The sequence below is a fragment of the Bacteroidota bacterium genome, assembly GCA_016195025.1.
Lineage (GTDB): Bacteria > Bacteroidota > Bacteroidia > Palsa-948 > Palsa-948 > Palsa-948.
This window is the reverse complement of the sequence record JACQAL010000037.1, coordinates 26679-41322: the sequence shown is the minus strand read 5'-3', so window position 1 is coordinate 41322 and position 14644 is coordinate 26679. Positions and strand designations below refer to the sequence as shown.

General features: G+C 40.6%; 13 protein-coding genes. 10 read left to right on the top strand and 3 right to left on the bottom strand.

Features of this window, described 5'->3' with window-relative positions:
* Positions 1-19: 19 nt before the first annotated feature.
* Positions 20-2077, top strand: a complete 2058-nt coding sequence (locus HY063_07580) for a tetratricopeptide repeat protein (protein ID MBI3501639.1) — start codon at positions 20-22, stop codon at positions 2075-2077.
* The gene (locus HY063_07575; GenBank protein MBI3501638.1) at positions 2074-3849 is read left to right on the top strand and encodes a glycosyltransferase family 39 protein; all 1776 of its coding nucleotides are present in this window, start codon (positions 2074-2076) and stop codon (positions 3847-3849) included. The genes HY063_07580 and HY063_07575 overlap by 4 nt, the downstream gene beginning before the upstream one ends.
* On the opposite strand, the gene HY063_07570 is transcribed toward HY063_07575, so the two are convergent.
* On the bottom strand, positions 3820-4956 hold the full coding sequence (locus tag HY063_07570) for an acyloxyacyl hydrolase (GenBank protein MBI3501637.1): 1137 nt from the start codon (positions 4954-4956) through the stop codon (positions 3820-3822). The two genes, HY063_07575 and HY063_07570, sit on opposite strands and share 30 nt — an antisense overlap.
* Positions 4957-5026: 70 nt before the next feature.
* On the opposite strand from HY063_07570, the gene HY063_07565 reads away from it, so the two are divergent.
* From HY063_07565 to HY063_07535, 7 genes are all read left to right on the top strand, one after another.
* Entirely contained in the window at positions 5027-6742 is a 1716-nt protein-coding gene (locus HY063_07565; protein MBI3501636.1) for a glycosyltransferase family 39 protein, read from the top strand.
* On the top strand, positions 6739-7383 hold the full coding sequence (gene nth, locus HY063_07560; protein ID MBI3501635.1) for an endonuclease III: 645 nt from the start codon (positions 6739-6741) through the stop codon (positions 7381-7383). Before HY063_07565 ends, nth begins: the two co-directional genes overlap by 4 nt.
* Positions 7384-7566: 183 nt before the next feature.
* Positions 7567-8049 carry a thioredoxin-dependent thiol peroxidase gene (gene bcp, locus HY063_07555; GenBank protein ID MBI3501634.1) on the top strand — a complete coding sequence of 161 codons (483 nt, stop codon included), beginning with the start codon at positions 7567-7569 and terminating at the stop codon, positions 8047-8049.
* A gap of 31 nt (positions 8050-8080) precedes the next feature.
* Positions 8081-9154 carry a recombinase RecA gene (gene recA, locus HY063_07550; protein MBI3501633.1) on the top strand — a complete coding sequence of 358 codons (1074 nt, stop codon included), beginning with the start codon at positions 8081-8083 and terminating at the stop codon, positions 9152-9154.
* A gap of 101 nt (positions 9155-9255) precedes the next feature.
* Positions 9256-9921, top strand: a complete 666-nt coding sequence (locus HY063_07545) for a DNA methyltransferase (GenBank protein ID MBI3501632.1) — start codon at positions 9256-9258, stop codon at positions 9919-9921.
* Complete coding sequence (locus tag HY063_07540; protein MBI3501631.1) at positions 9914-10561, top strand: hypothetical protein; 648 nt, start codon at positions 9914-9916, stop codon at positions 10559-10561. The genes HY063_07545 and HY063_07540 overlap by 8 nt, the downstream gene beginning before the upstream one ends.
* Before the next feature lie 32 nt (positions 10562-10593).
* Positions 10594-11646, top strand: coding sequence for a tetratricopeptide repeat protein (locus tag HY063_07535; GenBank protein MBI3501630.1), 1053 nt, complete (start codon positions 10594-10596; stop codon positions 11644-11646).
* 349 nt (positions 11647-11995) lie between these two features.
* On the opposite strand, the gene HY063_07530 is transcribed toward HY063_07535, so the two are convergent.
* Positions 11996-12817: a hypothetical protein gene (locus HY063_07530; GenBank protein ID MBI3501629.1), complete on the bottom strand. Its 822-nt coding sequence runs from the start codon at positions 12815-12817 to the stop codon at positions 11996-11998.
* Positions 12818-12839: 22 nt separating this feature from the next.
* Positions 12840-13160 (bottom strand): helix-turn-helix transcriptional regulator, encoded by a 321-nt coding sequence (locus HY063_07525; protein ID MBI3501628.1) that lies wholly within the window; start codon positions 13158-13160, stop codon positions 12840-12842.
* A gap of 396 nt (positions 13161-13556) precedes the next feature.
* On the opposite strand from HY063_07525, the gene HY063_07520 reads away from it, so the two are divergent.
* Entirely contained in the window at positions 13557-14642 is a 1086-nt protein-coding gene (locus tag HY063_07520) for a hypothetical protein (protein ID MBI3501627.1), read from the top strand.
* The last annotated feature ends 2 nt before the right edge of the window (positions 14643-14644 follow it).

The window sequence follows — 14644 nt, the reverse complement described above, 5'->3', positions numbered from 1 at the left end:
TCTGTACCTTTGCCCGTAAATGAATAAGAAACTGCATCCGCTGTTTATCATTTCTATAGTTGGAATTTTGCTTTATGCCCGGACTTTTTCATTTGAGTATACCAACTTTGATGACAACACGCTCATTCTGGAAAATCAGAATTACATCAGCCATCTTTCAAACATTTCAGATGCTTTTAAGAAAACCGTCTTCATCAACGGCTCCGATGTTTTTTACCGCCCGATGGAAACAGTTTGGTTTATTCTGAATGCGCAAATCGGAAAAGAAAATCTTTTTGTCTATCATTTTTCTTCACTGCTTTTGCATTTGCTTGCGGCTTACCTGATTTTTATTTTGCTTGTACGGTTAAATAGTGCCACGAAAACTTCTTTGCTTCTGTCTTTATTTTTTTTAGTTCATCCTTTATTTGCGCAGGCGGTTGCGTGGGTGCCGGGTGTTGTAGATATTTTAGTAACTATTTTTTCAATCGGCTCGTTTCTTTTTTTTCGTGATTTTATAGAAAGTCAGCAGCGCAAGCATTATGTGCTGAGTATTTTCTTTTTTGCGCTGGCTCTTTACACAAAAGAAATTGCCGTGGGATTAATTGCCGTTTGCCTTTACTATCTTCATTTCATCCGAAAAGAAAAATTTATTTCGTACAATAAAAAGATTTTTCTCATAGGATGGTTTTCTGTATCTGCACTTTGGTTTGTCATGCGCCATGCGGCTCTCAAAGGCCAGCCGCATAAAGATTTTTCAGGAATGATTTCGAGTATGGCGGAAAACTTTCCGGCAATTGTTCAGTACATAGGAAAAATTCTGCTTCCGTTCAATCTCTCCGTCATGCCGGTGATGAAGGATACTTCTTTCTTATTCGGAATTTTTGCGCTTGTATTATTTTCTGTTTTATTTTTTCTTTCAAAGAAGAAAAGAAAAGATTGGATTTTGTTTGGAATAATTTGGTTTGTAATTTTTCTTCTTCCGACTTTTATTCGCACGAGCGAATTCCGAATTCAGCAGTTTTACGAGCATCGAATGTATCTCCCTATGGTTGGGATTTTATTTTTCCTTTCCGAAATGGATTGGATTAAAAATTTCTCTTTTGATAAAATTCAATACAAAGTGTCTGCTATAATTTTTCTGCTCTTTTTCTTTGGCTTGACTTTTCAGCATGAAAAAACTTTCAGCGATACAAAAAATTTTCTGGACAATGCCGTAAACAATTCTCCTTCCTCTTCGCTTGCGCACCGTAACCTTGGAATTTATTTTCAGGACAAGGCGGCACAGGATAAAAACCTTCTGAAGAATGCAGCAGGAGAATATTTGAAAGCGCTCGAACTCAATCCGCATGAAAAGGATTTGCACAATAATCTCGGAGTGATTTACGATACGTGGGGAAAAAAAGATTCTGCCGAGAAAGAATACCTTACCGAAATAAATTTAAATCCCTCGAACGCGCAGGCATTTCATAATCTCGGGGTGATTTGCATGGGAAGAAATGAAAATGAAAAGGCAGAAACGTATTTCAAAAAAGCAATTGATATAAATGCAAATCCTGCTACGCTGGAACAACTCGCCTTGCTATATAAAAAAACCGGAAAGCAGCAGGAGTTTGAAAAGATTTCAGGAATGCTTACGAGAAAACCGCCAACAGAAGTTTCGCAGCCAATGAAAATTTCTGCTGAAGATGCCGAGAAATCTTTGCTTGAAAAATTTAAAAAAGATTCTTCCGACAAACAAGTGCTCTACAATCTTGGTTTGCTTTATTATCAGACCGGAAGAAAATCCGAAGCGGAAAAAATGTGGCGCAAAACGGTTCAGGCAGATTCAACTTTTATTGATGCGTATAATAATCTTGCCATTGTTCTTGCGCTGCAGGGAAAAAACTCAGAAGCGGAAAGCACTATGAAAAAAGTAATCCACATGAAGCCCGATTATGTGGAAGGATATTTCAATCTCGCAAACTTTTATTCGAAAAACGGAAATGAAAAGGAAGCCGTTAAATATGTAAATGAATTAAAGAAGCGGGGAGTTGGCAAAGAAAGATTCCGCAACATTACTCCTGAACTGGAAAAACTTTTTGACAGACAGCAATGAAGAAAAAATTTTCGCTTCTTGCTTGTATCCTTGCAAGCGCTGTATTATTTACTTATCGTGTTTCTTATTTCAAACTTGATACTCCAAAACCATTTGTGTGCACCACATGGGATGCATTGGGATATTATTTTTATCTGCCATCAACATTTATTTACAAAGATGTTTCCGAATTAAAATGGTTTCCTAAGATAGACAGCGTTTATTCCGTATCAGGCGGAAAATTTTATCAGGCGGATAAAAGTGATAATGGAAATTATGTATTCAATTATTTTGGCGGAGTTGCGCTGCTTCAAAGTCCTTTCTTTTTACTTGGACATCTATCTGCAAAAATATTTGGATATAAACAAGACGGCTTTTCTCCACCATACCAATATGCTATTGCCATTGCCGCAGTAGTTTACTGTATTTTGGCGATGTTTCTTCTGCGAAAAGTTTTGCTGCGCTTCTTTGATGACGCAACCGTTGCGGTTACATTGCTGCTGCTTCTGCTGGCGAGCAATTTTATTCAATATGTTTCTGTAGATGGCGCTATGAGTCATAGTTTTATTTTTCCACTTTATGTTCTTGTAATCTATTGCACCATAAAATGGCATGAGAAGCCAAAAATATTTTGGGCGTGCGTTACGGGATTTACGATAGGGCTTGCAACTATCTGCCGCCCAACAGAAATAATTATTTTTTTCATTCCATTGCTCTGGAACACGCACAAAAATGAAATGTCAAAAGCAAAATGGAAATTAGTGCGCGAAAATAAATTACATGTAGTTTACGTTGCGATTGCCGGATTTATTGGCGTTCTTCCGCAATTGCTCTACTGGAAAATTACTTCGGGTTCTTTTATTTATGATGTGGGCAGCAAGTGGGTGTTTCTGAATCCGTTTTTCCGCGTGCTGTTCGGATGGGAAAAAGGTTGGTTTATTTATACTCCTGTTGCGATTTTGTTTGTTGCAGGATTATTCTTTGTAAAAAAATTTCCGTTCAAAAATTCTGTGATTACTTTTTCAATGCTGAACATCTGGATAATTATTTCATGGTATGACTGGAGATACGGTGCGAGTTATTCCTGCCGCGCATTGGTGCAGAGTTATCCTGTTTTCGCTCTGGCGCTCGGTGCCCTCATTCAGAAAATAAATTTCACCAGATGGAAATATTTTTTGTATGGCGCAGGAGGATATTTGATTTTTGTAAACCTGTTTCAAATAGTGCAATACAATAAAACAATTCTTCATTATAATGACATGAACCGGAAATATTACGAGGGCATTTATCTGAATTTCCATCCTTCACCACTTGATATGAGTTTGCTTGACACCGATGAACGGCTTTATGACGAAACGAATTATCAGAAAAAGCTTCTTGCGCAAGTTGACAGCGTTCACAGCATTTCTTTTCCGGAATATTCATCTGCAATATTGTTTCAAATAAAATTAGATTCCGCTTCAGAAAAGACAAACAATTCGGATGCTTGGCTGAAAGTAGAATCTTCCATCAGAATTGAAAAAGGAACGTGGGGAGGATTTCTTGTTTCGGAATTGCAAGCGGGTGATTCTGTCAAGCAGAATAAAATCCGTCTTCTGAATGCAATTTCTCCTTTCGGTGAGAATAATGAGTATACTTTTTATGTTCGTGTTCCCGAATATTTCAATCGCGCTTCTTTCAAATTATCTTTGAGTTCACAGCCGGAATTTTTGGGAAAAGTTTCTCGTTTAAAGGTTTTGTATCTGACAGGGGGTAGAAAAAAATTAAAACCTGTAACCAATTCCGAACTCTAGATTTTCTGCAGTTGCCCATTGAGTTTTCAGCGTATAGTTGATGATGAGATGTTTGTTTATGTGATATCTGATTCCGATTCTGTGATAAATGCGTCCGTCAAGGGTTGTCTTTGAAAATAAATACACGCCTTGCTCCAGCGGCAGAGAAATTTTTCCAATCACTAATTCATAGCCGAACTTTAAACCGACTTGCAGGTTATTCAGCGGCTTGCTTGTGTCGAAAGAAGTATCGCGCTTTGCATCTTCAATATTTGAAAACTCATAAAATGCTTCAAGCCCGATTCCGAATTTGCTTTTCGCGGAACTCTGTTTCCATCCGCTTGCGGAAAACATATAGCCCGCATATTTGTTTCCGTTTGGCGGACTGGTTTCATTTGGTCCTGCTGCTGCTATGAGCGTGAGTGTATATTTTTTATAAGCGGAAGTATCGGAAAATTTTTTCCGGGCACTGATTTCCTGTTTCTGAAAACTGATTCCCAAACTCACAGTAGCAAGATTGATTCCAAGATTTGGTTTTGCATACGAGCCGTTGGAAAAATGCGTGAGCCCGATTCCGGTTTCCATCCGTATTTTTTTTGCAGGATAAAAAACCGTGTTCAACCGCAGATTAACAAACGCATTTACATGCGAGCCAATAATATTGTTCTTGTGATTTTCAATTCTGTTATAAGGTTTCGTAATGTAGCCGATTCCATCGCTCGAGCGGATGTATAATTTGAATTTTCTATTCGGATTCAGAGGAAAATTAATGAAAGGAAAAATTGAAACGCCCTGCCCGAGTTGTTCAGGATTTCCGAAATCAGCAAAGAAAACTCCAAAACCTTTTTCTGGGTTCTTGTATGTGCGCTCCCATTTTTTTTCTCCGTTCGTTTGTACAATAAAATCCATTTCTCCTGCGGCAATGTGTTGTTTTATCAAATATTCCATGTTCGGATTATGCGCGATGATGAACCCGTAATGTCCTGTTACGTTGATAAAAAGTTTTTGCCCTTTCCCTGAAGGGAGAATGGAATCCTGGCCGAAGGCAAGAAGTTGCCCCAGCCCTAAAGGGAGCAATAAAAAAAACCTTATGGCATTTTTCAGGATGGGAAACATTATACTATTCATGCAAAATTAAAAATAGCACTAAGAATTGAATTAGTGGCTAAAATATCTCTTAAGTTTGCACCGCAATTGTATGAGCAAAAATAAAAAGAAAAAATTTCAGCCGATTTCTCTTTCGGCTTCACCCAAGAAGAAAACCGAAACTTCTTCGCCCATTTCAAATTTTCTTGAGAGCAATAATTTTTATTTGCTGCTTCTTGGCATTGTTGTTCTTTGGGTAAGCATTATTCGCTGGCGCTTTGTTGGTATGCCGCTCGAGAGAGACGAAGGCGAGTATGCCTACATGGGGCAACTGATTCTTAAAGGCATTACTCCTTACACCGAAGCATACAACATGAAACTTCCCGGCATTTATTATATGTATGCGCTCATCATGGCAATTTTCGGAGAATCGTACAGGGGAATTCACATTGGATTTTTATTTATGAATGCAGGCACAATGATTTTACTTTTCTTCTCTCTGAAAAGGTTTTTCAATCCGCTCACTGGAATTCTCACTGCCGGATTTTACGGCTTAATGGCAATGAGCATGAATGTTCTTGGCTTTGCCGCGCATGCCACGCACTTTGCCGTGTTTTTTATTTCGCTTGCTTTATTTTTCTTTTCAAAGTTTGAAGAGAGTAAAAAAATACTATTTGCATTTCTTACAGGCACAATGCTCGGCATGGCTTTCCTGATGAAACAGCAGGCGGTTTATTTTATTCTCTTCGGTGGAATTGTGTTTGTGGTTTTTCAAATGCTTGATGCTGGTCGGGATTTCAAATCCCGACCAACTATTTTTCAAATTATAAAAGGCACAAGTATTTTTTCTCTCGGAGTTTTTATTCCTTATATAATTGTGTTGCTCATCATGCTTGCCACCGGAACATTCGACAAGTTCTGGTTCTGGACGGTGCAATATGCCGGCAAATACGCTTCGGGTTTGCCGTGGGAATCGGGAAAAGATTTGCTGAACATGACCTTTTCTCCTATATGGGAAGAGAATAAATGGATTTGGATTCTCGCACTAATTGGAATCGTCCTTACTTTATTCACCAGGTTCTCTTTGAAGCAAAAAATTCTTGCAATAAGTTTTGCCGTGTTCGGATGCATGGCAACCACTCCGGGATTTTATTTCCGCCAGCATTATTTTGTGGTGGCATTGCCTGCTGTTGCTTTGCTTGCAGGAATCACGCTTGATTTTGCCGGAAGATTTATTTCAGAGAAAATAAAAATGAAAGCAATTGGAATTGCATTGCCTCTTGTAATTTTATTTTTCCTGTTCAACATAACCCTTTCCAAAAGCAAAGGATATTATTCCACTGATAATCCAATAATGCTTTGCAAAGCCATTTACGGAACCAACCCGTTTATTGAATCGGTGGATATTGCGAAATACATAAAAGAAAATTCTTCCGACACCGATAAAATTGCCGTGCTCGGCTCAGAGCCGCAGATTCCTTTTTACGCAGGAAGAAAATCTGCAACCGGACATATTTACACCTATGGCTTGATGGAAATTCATGACTACAATCTGAAGATGCAGGAAGAAATGATTTCAGAAATTGAAAAAGCAAAACCATTGTATTTAGTTTTTGTGAATGTTCCTTTTTCATGGCTCAGCAAGCCCGATTCGCCAAAACGGATTTTTGAATGGTACAACAAATACGCAACAGAGAATTATACCATCGTTGGATTGGTGGATATTCCCGACCAAGGTCTCAGCAGTTTTTACTGGAATGCCGATGCGCAGCGACAGCCGAAAAATCAAAACTCAGTTTGGATTTTTAAGAGGAAAGATAAATCATGAACAGAAAAGAACGCTTCGAAAAAGTCCTCGCTTATTTCGCCAAGCATAATCCCGATGCCGAAACAGAATTGGAATATTACGACCCGTATGAATTAATTGTATCAGTGATTCTTTCCGCGCAATGCACCGATGTGCGCGTGAACATGACTACGCCCGCGCTTTTCAAAAAATATCCGAATGCTCAAGCGCTTTCCAAAGCAACTCCCGAAGAAGTTTTCCCCTATATAAAAAGTATTTCCTATCCGAACAATAAAGCGAAACATTTGGTGGGCATGGCAAAAATGCTCGTGAATGATTTTGGCGGAACGATTCCTTCCGATGTGAATGAATTGGTAAAACTTCCCGGTGTGGGAAGAAAAACAGCGAACGTAGTTGCTTCGGTGATTTATGATAAACCAACCATGGCGGTGGATACGCACGTGTTCAGAGTTTCCGCGAGAATCGGTTTGACTGTGAACGCAAAAAATCCATATCAAACCGAAATGCAACTCTTGAAATATATTCCCGAAGATAAAGTTGCTATTGCGCATCACTGGCTTATTCTTCACGGCAGATATATTTGTGTGGCAAGAAATCCGAAATGCGCTGAGTGCGGGATAAAAATGTGGTGCAAATACTACGGGAAATTAAAAAAAATGTAATGCTAATCCGCGAACACATGCGAACACCGCGAATTGTTTTGGCTGTTTGTTCGCAGCGTTCGCATAAATTCGTGTTGTTCGTATGATTTTATCTTCAAGAAAAATTATTAACAACACTCGCTTCTCGGCATCCTTTTCGTAAGTTCGCCATCCTTGTTTGAGAAAGTTTTAAAAATATTTATCGTGAATCATCACACCACCAAACTGCAAGAAGGAGACAAAGCGCCTGAGTTTTCATTTGTAAATTCAGAAGGGAAAACTATTTCTTTAAAAGAGTTGAGAGGAAAAAAAGTGATTCTGTATTTCTATCCGAAGGATAACACTCCCGGATGCACAAAAGAATCGTGCAACCTGCGCGATAATTATTCTTCGCTGAAAAGAAAAGGATACGAGGTGTTTGGAGTAAGCAAGGACGATTCAACATCTCACATCAGGTTCAAAAAGAAATTCAAACTTCCGTTTCAATTAATTCCCGATACGGAAAAAGAAATCATTAAGGACTACGATGTATGGGGAAAGAAAACTTTTATGGGAAGAACGTTCGATGGAATCATCCGCACTACTTTTAGTATTGATGAAAAAGGAAAGATTGAAAAAATAATCCGCGATGTGGATACAGAAAATCACACGGAACAAATTTTAGAAACCAATTCAGTAAATTCATAATCTATAATTCATAATTTTAAATTTCAAAATCATGGCAACCAAAGAAGCAGTAAAAGAAAAAGAATCCGTAAAGGAAACCAAAACCTCCCATAGGGATGGAAACCCGGAAGTGAACAAAGAAAAACTCAAAGCGCTTCAACTCACCATAGATAAGTTAGAAAAAACCTATGGCAAAGGCACCATCATGAAAATGCAAACCGGTGCTGTGATAGAAAAAGTTGACGCTATTCCCACCGGCTCGCTTGGTCTGGATGTGGCGCTTGGCATTGGCGGATTGCCGCGCGGAAGAGTGGTGGAAATTTACGGACCTGAATCATCCGGCAAAACCACGCTCACGCTTCACGCCATTGTGGAAGCGCAGAAAAAAGGAGGCATTGCCGCGTTCATTGATGCAGAACATGCTTTTGACAGAACGTATGCGAAAAAACTCGGAGTGAATCTCGAAGACCTTCTCATCTCACAGCCCGATAACGGTGAGCAGGCAATGGAGATTACAGAAAATTTAATTCGTTCAGGCGCCATTGATATTATCGTGATTGACTCGGTGGCTGCGCTCACACCCAAAGCCGAAATTGAAGGAGAGATGGGCGATTCAAAAATGGGATTGCATGCGCGGCTGATGTCGCAAGCCATGCGAAAACTCACCGGCACAATTTCCAAAACAAAATGCTGTGTGATTTTTATTAATCAACTCAGAGAAAAAATAGGAGTGATGTTCGGAAATCCGGAAACCACCACCGGAGGCAACGCGCTGAAGTTTTATGCATCGGTTCGTCTGGACATACGCAGAATAGGGCAAATCAAAGAAGAAGAAGCAGTAATCGGCAACCGCGCGCGCGTGAAAGTGGTGAAGAACAAAGTGGCGCCACCCTTCCGCATGGCGGAATTTGATATTCTCTTCGGGAAAGGAATTTCAAAAGTGGGAGAAATAATTGACCTTGGCGCACTGCATAACGTTATTCAGAAAAGCGGCTCGTGGTTTTCGTATGACGGAACAAAGTTAGGGCAGGGGAGAGATGCGGTGAAGCAGGTGTTCGATGATAATCATGAACTGGCTGAAGAAATAGAAAACAAAATAAAGGATGCGCTCTTAAAAGCAGAATGAGTTCAATTTATTCGTAGCGTGAAATACTGTAGTGACAATAATATCTACAAGTAAGAATACGGAGTGCAACTGGGAAACCATACTTAATAAAACAAACAAAGATGAAATATAAAATCATTTATGCTGACCCAGCGTGGAAATATAAATGGGGTGAGGGAAAAGACGGTGGAAACTTTGCACCCGAAAAACATTACGAGACAATGAGCACCGACCAAATCTGCTCATTGAATGTGAAAGAACTTCGGGATAAAAATTGTGCTTTGTTTTTGTGGGCGACAATGCCAGCATTGCCAGAAGCTTTTAAAGTGCTTGACGCTTGGGGTTTCAAATATAAAACTTGTGCGTTCTCTTGGGTGAAAATAAAAAAAGACGGAAAGCCATTGCGCGGAATGGGAAGTTACACAAAATCAAACATTGAAATTTGTTTGCTTGGTATGCGTGGACACATAAAATCTGTTGATAAAACAGTTCCTCAAATTTTAATGCACCAACGGATAGGGCACTCTGTAAAACCTCCTATTGTGCGGGAAAGGATTGTTCAATTGTTTGGTGATTTGCCGAGAGTAGAATTGTTCGCACGGCAAAAAGTTGATGGATGGGATTCTATTGGTTACGGCATTGACGGAATTAGTATTGAAGATAAAATAAAAATGATGACTGACAAAAATTATCATTACAAATTTACCCCTCGTATCAATCACAATCATATAGCCAAGAAAAATAAAAATTCGTTAGACCTTTTTGAACCCTCTGAACAGTATGCCTGAAAAGATTTATCAGGAAATAGCTAAGCGTTTTAGAAAAATTCAAAAGGTTTGGAATGGGAAAGATTCGATAATTGAAATGAGAGACAGTGAGTTTTCTCATTGGAAGCAAATGGAATGGATTGGGTTTTATTTTCAGTATCTCTGCGAAAAACATTTGAATGATATTTTTGAATTTCAAACTCCACGCTACAACAATGTTTCGTTTGACGGACTTTTCAAAATTCCATTTGACTTCAAAGCACATGCAATGAATACAAGCAGTCATCAGATTATCGTGAATGACAGCGAAGCAATTGCAAATGCAATAAAAGAATACGGAAAAGTCGGACTATTACTCGCTCTCGGAAAAGTTGAATACAATGACGAAAAAAGAATTTTTCAAAAGTGGCATGAAAAAGTAAAAGGCGGACTATCAGAGTATACAAAAAAAAGAATTTCGAGAGGAGCGTGGTCGCGCCTACGTAAAGTAGAATTTGATTTGCAACAAATTTCATTTATTGAAATTAGTGACAAGACACTTATTAAATGTGGTTCGTTTCAAGAAAATTTCAGAAACTCTGACGGTTCGCCAAGACGAAAAAAAGTGTTACTTGACTTAGAAAAAATAGAAAATGAATTAATTTATAAGTTAGAGTTTTAACTCTCCTCCCCGTTGGGGAGGACTTCAAATTGGTGAGAAAAATCTTTTCTAAATATAATTTACCTGCTAACTCCCTTCCTAATGGGAAGGGTTGGGGATGGGCTTTTATCCTGGCGCTTTCTTCCTGCGGCAATTCAACATCAACCATTAACCCTCCACCATCAACCGATTCCATTGCTGCTGACCTTGCCTCCATTAATTCGGCAATTGAAAAAGACCGCAGCAATCCCGATTTATATTTCAGGCGCGCGCATTATTATTTCGAACATAAAAATTATGCCGATGCCATCACCGACATGCAGATTGTGCTGAAGTTCGACAGCGCCAGCGCGAAGAATTATATTTTCCTTTCCGATTTATACCTCACGCAGAACAAAACCAAAGACACGCGCAATATGCTGCGCAAGGCGATGAAATGCGATTCCGCCAGCACCGAAGCGCTGCTCAAGTACAGCGAACTTTTTTTTCTTGCGCGCAAATATGATACGGCAATGTTTTACATCAACCGCAGTTTGCATTTTGACCGCACCCGGGCATCGGCTCATTTTCAAAAGGGAATGATACTGAAAGAAACAGGCGACACCGCGCGGGCAATTTCTTCTTTCCAGGATGCCATTCGTGCGGACCAGAATTATTACAACGCCTACATGCAATTGGGTGTTTTGTATGCGCGCAAAAAAAATCCGCTCGCACTTGAATACCTGGATGGCGCGCTGCGCATTGAACCTAAAAGCGCGGAAGCGTTTTATAACAAAGGATATTTTTTGCAAAACACAGGCGCGTATGAAAAAGCGCTGAGCGTGTATGATTCTCTTCTCGTCCTTGCGCCACAGCACTTCGATGCCCTCTTCAACCAGGGAGCCATTTTATTTGAGCAGAAAAAACCGGATGAAGCATTGCAGAAATTCAATTCCATTCTGGCGAAGGATGCCAATTTTTTCCGCGCCTATTACGGCAGGGGCAGGTGCTATGAAGCCAAAGGTTTAACTCAAAAAGCCATGAATGATTACAAACGCTGCCTTGCCCTTAATCCCGATTATGATTTAGCGGCTTTTCAATTAGACAGGTTGGAAAAGAAGAAATAGAGCATTCAATACTGCGAGCATCTGCTTCAATACCCTTAAAGGAGGATTCAATACTACGAGCGTCAGCTTTAATGCTCTTAAAGGAGGATTCAATACTACGAGCATCTGCTTTAATGCTCTTAAAGGAGGATTCAATATTGCGAGCGTATGCTTTAATGCTACTAAAGGAGGATTCAATACTGCGAGCGTATGCTTTACTACTACTAAAGGAGGATTCAATACTACGAGCGTCTGCTTTAATGCTCTTAAAGGAGGATTCAATACTGCGAGCGTATGCTTTAATGCTACTAAAGGAGGATTCAATACTGCGAACGGAGCATTAAAGGGTTTATACCGAATCCTGCGGGGCTTACGGGATTCTTACATAAAGTATGTTGCTGAAGTTGTATAAATCTGAGCCATGCGTAACCGTAACCTTCCGGGCTTTATTGATGGTCAACTTGGTGGCATTCATGGAAGCGGTTTCAGATATTTTTGCGCTGGTTTTTTTGGTGTGCGCTGGCGGCAGTATAACCGTATAGTGAACGCCCACAATGGTTCCGCTGGCAAATCCCTTTACAATAAGTTCTGTTACAGGTAATGCAACGGGCTTTTCCCACACCGGGGGCATTACATTTTCGGCAGTGGTGATTCCGTATTCATATAGATAGACCATGTGCCCCGCTCCTGTCGATTTCACGCGCGCGTGAAAACTGCCCTTATCCGAAGGCAGAAATTCAAAGTCGCGCGGGTGGGGCTGTCCTTTCTTTTTCAGCCCGAAGCCGGTGCGCTGCGCCACCGTTTCGCCTGCCGTAACATCTCCGTTCGCCACCGCCACATCGTTGCACACGCCCTGCACATAGAGCGCCATTTTTTTATAGGTGCGGTTCACAATGTTGCGCTGTTTTATTTCATCATCGGCAGTTTTGGTGGGCGGCTTGGTTTGGCGCGCGGTGTGAATGTTCAGGAGCGTGTCGGCTTGCGCATGCAGCGTGCCGTCTGTGGGAGTTACTCCGCCCGCATCGGGGTCGCCTGTGGTAACAATGCCTTTGCAGGTGCTCACGGCTACGGTTACTTCTAATTTTCCGATGTCGGTAATCAGTAAGATTTTCGGGAGGTTCTTTTTGCTTGCAGCCGCCAGCAGGATGATGAAGCGCGCATAATCGCTGGCTTTGAGGATGATTTTTTTCATTTGTGTTGTTGGTTTTTATGGTTTAGAAACTATTTTTATTTTTCTGTTTGGTTGGGTTGTATTCGGGTTCAAAAGTTATTTTCACTTTGCGTTTAAAGCCGTTCGCAAGTTCGACTAACGATTCTAATTTAGGGTTCCTGCATTTTTTATTTTTGAATTGGCTGATATAACCCGGTGTGAATTTTGTATTTGCCGCTAAACCGTCCTGATTTATTTTTTCTTCTTCCATAAGTTTAGTGAGCATTTCCGATAATTCTTCCAGTATCCTTTCCATTTCTTTTTTCCCGCTCAGCGGCTTCCATGATAGTGCGAATAATTTTTCGGCAAGTGTCTGCAATCTCATGGATTTAACTCTTTCACTGCAGAGTAAGTGCGATTTTTTTCTTTCTAAGAACCTGAAATTCATATAAGAAAAATGTTTGCCAAGCGATAAATTTCGCCCGTTCGTCTACAAATTCACTGCATTCGTCTAAAACTTGCCTGCCGGGTATTGACTTTTATTGTAAAGCACATACATTTGAGCCGGTAATTTTTTCTTCTCACCTTAAAAACAAACAGCACGAAAAAACTTCTCCTCCCTTCCGCACTCATTATTTTTTCTCTCACCGCATTTGCGCAAACCCAAAGCCAGCAAAGCCCCTGGCTGAGAACGGGGAACATTTCCACTTCGCAAAGTTCGAGCACAGATTTTATCGGCTACAGCAATACAACCGTGCAGGCGCCATTGATTTTTAAAACCATGGGAATTGAGCGCATGCGCATTTCTCCGGCAGGCGATTTGAGCGTAGGCGGCATTGGAGGCATTACGCATATCGGTCCTCCCTTTCCTGTTCCTATGCCGATTATGCCTCCTGTGCCGGGCGGACCTCCCGTGCTTGAGGTGCACGGAAACACATCCATTCTCGGCAACCTTGCGAGCAACGGAGTGCTTGCCGCCACCGATGTGCAGACCAATACGCTTACGGTGAAAACAACGGGGAGCATAAATAATCTTACCGTAAATAATCTGGCTGGGAGCGGGGATAGGTTTACAGTAGTGGATGCAAACGGAAATTTGAAAACGGGAGGACCTGTGCCCGTGCCTTTACCGCCTTTTCCTCAATGCGTTGTTCCGAATAAACCTACGACCAATACACAAGGATTATATCGCTCGTGGGATTATAACGGCAGCAGCCAAATTGTAAGTGTAATGACAACAGGTTTTGACGGAGCAAACGGAATTATTGAAGTGGAAGGACCTCCGAGCAACGGCTTGCTTATTAATTATTGGTGCGGTAAAAATGTGGCTATGTGCACAGGCAGCAATGGAGGCAATGTTACCATGTGCACCTCCACAACAGGAATGGTGGGAATTGGAACAAACAGCCCGCAGTCAAAACTTGCTGTAGCAGGTGAAATTGAAATTTCAGGTTCCCGCTTGCATGTGGATGGAACAACGGGATTGGTGGGAATTGGAACTTCTTTGCTGCAGGGTAATCCGAATAATTATAAACTTGCCGTGAACGGAAAAATAGGAGCGAAAGAAGATATATGGATTGAAAGCACAACCAGGCAGTGGTACGACTTTGTTTTTGAACCGAACTATAAAAGAATGAACTTTGCCGAAAAAGAAATGTATCTAAAAACGAACAAACACCTGCCGGCAATTGATTCTGAAAAAGAAATAAAAAAGAACGGCTTGCGCATGGCAAAAACAATGGCGGGAATAACTAAGAATGTGGAAGAAAACACGCTTGACATTATAGATTTGCAGAAGGAAAATGATATGCTTAGAATGAAGAATACAGAATTAGAAAAAAGGATTGAACAACTGGAAAAAAAATAGAG